General features: G+C 57.1%; 2 rRNA genes. Both read right to left on the bottom strand.

The window, feature by feature from the left end:
• Positions 1-22 precede the first annotated feature (22 nt).
• Positions 23-3,145: ribosomal RNA gene (locus ACH4EW_RS32280) — 23S ribosomal RNA — on the bottom strand.
• A gap of 299 nt (positions 3,146-3,444) precedes the next feature.
• Positions 3,445-4,970: ribosomal RNA gene (locus ACH4EW_RS32285) — 16S ribosomal RNA — on the bottom strand.
• The 16S and 23S rRNA genes sit together here, the layout of an rRNA operon.
• Positions 4,971-5,309: the final 339 nt, after the last annotated feature.

The following is a 5,309-nucleotide window of genomic DNA, read 5'->3' on the forward strand; positions in this document are numbered from 1 at the left end:
AACACAGTGGACGCGAGCAACTGAGGACAAGCCCTCGGCCTATTAGTACCAGTCAGCTCCACCCGTTACCGGGCTTCCACATCTGGCCTATCAACCCAGTCGTCTACTGGGAGCCTTAACCCCTCAAGGAGGTGGGAATACTCATCTCGAAGCAGGCTTCCCGCTTAGATGCTTTCAGCGGTTATCCTTTCCGAACGTAGCCAACCAGCCATGCCCTTGGCAGAACAACTGGCACACCAGAGGTTCGTCCGTCCCGGTCCTCTCGTACTAGGGACAGCCCTTCTCAATATTCCTACGCGCACAGCGGATAGGGACCGAACTGTCTCACGACGTTCTAAACCCAGCTCGCGTACCGCTTTAATGGGCGAACAGCCCAACCCTTGGGACCGACTCCAGCCCCAGGATGCGACGAGCCGACATCGAGGTGCCAAACCATCCCGTCGATATGGACTCTTGGGGAAGATCAGCCTGTTATCCCCGGGGTACCTTTTATCCGTTGAGCGACAGCGCTTCCACAAGCCACTGCCGGATCACTAGTCCCGACTTTCGTCCCTGCTCGACCCGTCGGTCTCACAGTCAAGCTCCCTTGTGCACTTACACTCAACACCTGATTGCCAACCAGGCTGAGGGAACCTTTGGGCGCCTCCGTTACTCTTTAGGAGGCAACCGCCCCAGTTAAACTACCCATCAGACACTGTCCCTGATCCGGATCACGGACCCAGGTTAGACATCCAGCACGACCAGAGTGGTATTTCAACGACGACTCCACAACCACTGGCGTGGCCGCTTCAAAGTCTCCCACCTATCCTACACAAGCCGAACCGAACACCAATATCAAACTGTAGTAAAGGTCCCGGGGTCTTTCCGTCCTGCTGCGCGAAACGAGCATCTTTACTCGTAGTGCAATTTCACCGGGCCTATGGTTGAGACAGTCGAGAAGTCGTTACGCCATTCGTGCAGGTCGGAACTTACCCGACAAGGAATTTCGCTACCTTAGGATGGTTATAGTTACCACCGCCGTTTACTGGCGCTTAAGTTCTCAGCTTCGCCAACCCGAAAGTCAGCTAACCGGTCCCCTTAACGTTCCAGCACCGGGCAGGCGTCAGTCCGTATACATCGCCTTACGGCTTCGCACGGACCTGTGTTTTTAGTAAACAGTCGCTTCTCGCTGGTCTCTGCGGCCACCCCCAGCTCAGGACGTAAAGCCCATCACCAGGAATGGCCCCCCTTCTCCCGAAGTTACGGGGGCATTTTGCCGAGTTCCTTAACCATAGTTCACCCGAACGCCTCGGTATTCTCTACCTGACCACCTGAGTCGGTTTAGGGTACGGGCCGCCATGAAACTCGCTAGAGGCTTTTCTCGACAGCATAGGATCATCCACTTCACCACAATCGGCTCGGCATCAGGTCTCAGCCTTAACGTGTGACGGATTTACCTACCACACGGCCTACACCCTTACCCCGGGACAACCACCGCCCGGGCTGGACTACCTTCCTGCGTCACCCCATCGCTTACCTACTACAAGTCTGGTTCATCGGCTCCACCACTACCCTCAACTCCGAAGAGATCGGGCCGGCTTCACGGACTTAGCATCGCCTGATTCAGTATTGGGCGTTTCAAAGCGGGTACCGGAATATCAACCGGTTGTCCATCGACTACGCCTGTCGGCCTCGCCTTAGGTCCCGACTTACCCTGGGCAGATCAGCTTGACCCAGGAACCCTTAGTCAATCGGCGCACACGTTTCTCACGTGTGTATCGCTACTCATGCCTGCATTCTCACTCGTGAACCGTCCACAACTCGCTTCCACGGCTGCTTCACCCGGCACACGACGCTCCCCTACCCATCCCAGCAGGCGTTAGCCCTCAACACTGGAATGACACGACTTCGGCGGTACGCTTGAGCCCCGCTACATTGTCGGCGCGGAATCACTTGACCAGTGAGCTATTACGCACTCTTTCAAGGATGGCTGCTTCTAAGCCAACCTCCTGGTTGTCTCTGCGACTCCACATCCTTTCCCACTTAGCGTACGCTTAGGGGCCTTAGTCGATGCTCTGGGCTGTTTCCCTCTCGACCATGGAGCTTATCCCCCACAGTCTCACTGCCGCGCTCTCACTTACCGGCATTCGGAGTTTGGCTAAGGTCAGTAACCCGGTAGGGCCCATCGCCTATCCAGTGCTCTACCTCCGGCAAGAAACACACGACGCTGCACCTAAATGCATTTCGGGGAGAACCAGCTATCACGGAGTTTGATTGGCCTTTCACCCCTAACCACAGGTCATCCCCCAGGTTTTCAACCCTGGTGGGTTCGGTCCTCCACGAAGTCTTACCTCCGCTTCAACCTGCCCATGGCTAGATCACTCCGCTTCGGGTCTTGAGCGTGCTACTCAACCGCCCTATTCGGACTCGCTTTCGCTACGGCTTCCCCACACGGGTTAACCTCGCAACACACCGCAAACTCGCAGGCTCATTCTTCAAAAGGCACGCAGTCACGACATACAAGCAAGCTTGCATGCGACGCTCCCACGGCTTGTAGGCACACGGTTTCAGGTACTATTTCACTCCGCTCCCGCGGTACTTTTCACCATTCCCTCACGGTACTATCCGCTATCGGTCACCAGGGAATATTTAGGCTTAGCGGGTGGTCCCGCCAGATTCACACGGGATTTCTCGGGCCCCGTGCTACTTGGGTGTCTCTCAAACGAGCCGCTAATGTTTCAGCTACGGGGGTCTTACCCTCTACGCCGGACCTTTCGCATGTCCTTCGCCTACATCAACGGTTTCTGACTCGTCTCACAGCCGGCAGACCGTGAAAAAGAGATCCCACAACCCCACATGCGCAACCCCTGCCGGGTATCACACGCATACGGTTTGGCCTCATCCAGTTTCGCTCGCCACTACTCCCGGAATCACGGTTGTTTTCTCTTCCTGAGGGTACTGAGATGTTTCACTTCCCCTCGTTCCCTCCACACTGCCTATGTGTTCAGCAGCGGGTGACAGCCCATGACGACTGCCGGGTTTCCCCATTCGGACACCCCCGGATCAAAGCTCGGTTGACAGCTCCCCGGGGCCTATCGCGGCCTCCCACGTCCTTCATCGGTTCCTGGTGCCAAGGCATCCACCGTGCGCCCTTAAAAACTTGGCCACAGATGCTCGCGTCCACTGTGCAGTTCTCAAACAACGACCAGCCACCCATCACCCTGCTCCGAAGAACAAGTTCACTGGGACCGGCAACTGAAGGCGACCAAACGGCCGTACCCTCAGACACCCAACAACGTGCCCGACACAACCGATCCCTTCCCACGTTCCACGCCGAAGCAGTACTAGTGAAAAACAACCTGTCATGCCGAATAGTCAACGTTCCACCCATGAGCAACCACCGCCGGACATTTGCCGACGTAGTGGCCTCTGACCAAGCCAGGCTCGGTAAGAAGTGCTCCTTAGAAAGGAGGTGATCCAGCCGCACCTTCCGGTACGGCTACCTTGTTACGACTTCGTCCCAATCGCCAGTCCCACCTTCGACAGCTCCCTCCCACAAGGGGTTGGGCCACCGGCTTCGGGTGTTACCGACTTTCGTGACGTGACGGGCGGTGTGTACAAGGCCCGGGAACGTATTCACCGCAGCAATGCTGATCTGCGATTACTAGCAACTCCGACTTCATGGGGTCGAGTTGCAGACCCCAATCCGAACTGAGACCGGCTTTTTGAGATTCGCTCCGCCTCACGGCATCGCAGCTCATTGTACCGGCCATTGTAGCACGTGTGCAGCCCAAGACATAAGGGGCATGATGACTTGACGTCGTCCCCACCTTCCTCCGAGTTGACCCCGGCAGTCTCCTGTGAGTCCCCATCACCCCGAAAGGCATGCTGGCAACACAGAACAAGGGTTGCGCTCGTTGCGGGACTTAACCCAACATCTCACGACACGAGCTGACGACAGCCATGCACCACCTGTACACCGACCACAAGGGGGGCACCATCTCTGATGCTTTCCGGTGTATGTCAAGCCTTGGTAAGGTTCTTCGCGTTGCGTCGAATTAAGCCACATGCTCCGCTGCTTGTGCGGGCCCCCGTCAATTCCTTTGAGTTTTAGCCTTGCGGCCGTACTCCCCAGGCGGGGAACTTAATGCGTTAGCTGCGGCACCGACGACGTGGAATGTCGCCAACACCTAGTTCCCAACGTTTACGGCGTGGACTACCAGGGTATCTAATCCTGTTCGCTCCCCACGCTTTCGCTCCTCAGCGTCAGTAATGGCCCAGAGATCCGCCTTCGCCACCGGTGTTCCTCCTGATATCTGCGCATTTCACCGCTACACCAGGAATTCCGATCTCCCCTACCACACTCTAGCCTGCCCGTATCGACTGCAGACCCGGGGTTAAGCCCCGGGCTTTCACAACCGACGCAACAAGCCGCCTACGAGCTCTTTACGCCCAATAATTCCGGACAACGCTTGCGCCCTACGTATTACCGCGGCTGCTGGCACGTAGTTAGCCGGCGCTTCTTCTGCAGGTACCGTCACTCTCGCTTCTTCCCTGCTGAAAGAGGTTTACAACCCGAAGGCCGTCATCCCTCACGCGGCGTCGCTGCATCAGGCTTTCGCCCATTGTGCAATATTCCCCACTGCTGCCTCCCGTAGGAGTCTGGGCCGTGTCTCAGTCCCAGTGTGGCCGGTCGCCCTCTCAGGCCGGCTACCCGTCGTCGCCTTGGTAGGCCATCACCCCACCAACAAGCTGATAGGCCGCGGGCTCATCCTTCACCGCCGGAGCTTTCAACCCCGTCCCATGCGGGACAGAGTGTTATCCGGTATTAGACCCCGTTTCCAGGGCTTGTCCCAGAGTGAAGGGCAGATTGCCCACGTGTTACTCACCCGTTCGCCACTAATCCACCCCGAAGGGCTTCATCGTTCGACTTGCATGTGTTAAGCACGCCGCCAGCGTTCGTCCTGAGCCAGGATCAAACTCTCCGTGAATGTTTTCCCGTAATCGGGACACACATCACGAGAGCGGAACGATCAGCCGGAATAAGACCGATCGTCCACAGCGTCCTCGCTGTGTAAATTGCCCACCGGAACCGTGAGGCCCGGCAGGACTTTCAAAGGAACCACCAACCTGCCGAAGCAGGCCGGGGTATCAACATATCTGGCGTTGACTTTTGGCACGCTGTTGAGTTCTCAAGGAACGGACGCTTCCTTTGTACTCACCCTCTCGGGCTTTCCTCCGGGCTTTTCCCTTCGGTCTTGCGTTTCCGACTCTATCAGACTCTTTCGTGTCCGATTCCCGGTCGAAGCGGGGCCGCTTTCCAGTTCTTC

It is taken from the genome of Streptomyces sp. NPDC018000 (assembly GCF_044328025.1).
In the GTDB taxonomy this organism is placed as follows: Bacteria; Actinomycetota; Actinomycetes; order Streptomycetales; family Streptomycetaceae; genus Streptomyces.